The following is a 1097-nucleotide window of genomic DNA, read 5'->3' as shown; positions in this document are numbered from 1 at the left end:
GTGATCTTCGCCGGCGTCAACGGCTATCTCGACAAGCTGCCGGTCAACCAGGTCGGCAAGTTCGAGCATGGCCTGCTCAGCCACATGCGTTCGGCAGGCAAGGACGTCCTCGATGCCATCCGCAAGGAAAAGGCGCTGTCGGACGATCTGCGCGCCAAGCTGAAGGCCGAGATCGATGCTTTCGCCAAGACCTTCGCCTGAGCGAATTGCCAGTCGGGATGAGACAAGACGGGATCAGGTTTGAAGCATGCCTTCATTAAAAGACCTTCGTAACCGTATCGCCTCGGTCAAGGCGACGCAGAAGATCACCAAGGCGATGCAGATGGTCGCCGCGGCGAAGCTGCGCCGTGCGCAAGAGGCCGCGGAAGCGGCGCGCCCCTATTCGGAGCGCATGGGTTCCGTGCTGGCCAACATCACCCAGGCAATCGGCGGCGGCGGCGATGCCCCGGCGCTGATGACCGGCACCGGCAAGGACGACGTGCACCTGCTCGTCGTCTGCACCGCCGAGCGCGGCCTGTGCGGCGGCTTCAATTCGCAGATCGCCCGCCTTGCCCGCGACCATATCCGTAAGCTTTTGGCGGACGGCAAGCAGGTCAAGATCATCTGCGTAGGCAAGAAGGGTTTCGACATCCTGCGCCGCGACTATGCATCGATGATCATCGACCGCGTCGATCTGCGCGAGGTCAAGACACTCGGCTTCGTCAATGCCGATGCGATCGCCAAGAAGGTCATCCACCTCTTCAACGAAGGCGGCTTCGACATCTGCACGCTGTTCTATTCGCAGTTCAAGTCGGTGATCAGCCAGATCCCGACCGCGCAGCAGATCATTCCGGCCGGCGTTGCTTCGGCTCCTGCCGAGGCGATCGATGGCGGCAACGCTGTCTACGAATATGAGCCGGAGCCGGGCGAAATCCTCTCCGACCTCATTCCGCGCAACATCTCCGTGCAGGTTTTCCGGGCGCTGCTCGAAAACGTGGCCGGCGAAATGGGTGCCAAGATGAGCGCCATGGACAATGCGACGCGCAACGCCGGCGACATGATCAACAAGCTGTCGATCACCTATAATCGCCAGCGGCAGGCGCAGATCACCAAGGAAC

At 61.4% G+C, this 1097-nt stretch carries 1 protein-coding gene and 1 pseudogene; both read left to right on the top strand.

The annotated features are described in order from the left end of the window. A pseudogene (locus EN750_RS35695) lies at nucleotides 1–201 on the top strand (F0F1 ATP synthase subunit alpha); the annotation flags it as partial. 46 nt (nucleotides 202–247) lie between these two features. Further along, on the top strand, nucleotides 248–1097 hold an 850-nt coding region (locus tag EN750_RS35690; protein WP_127399372.1), incomplete at its 3' end, for a F0F1 ATP synthase subunit gamma.

Origin of the sequence: Mesorhizobium sp. M7A.F.Ca.ET.027.03.2.1 (assembly GCF_003999175.1) — a bacterium.
GTDB lineage: Bacteria > Pseudomonadota > Alphaproteobacteria > Rhizobiales > Rhizobiaceae > Mesorhizobium.
Note: the sequence above shows the minus strand (reverse complement) of the source record. Positions and strands in the feature narration are given on the sequence as shown.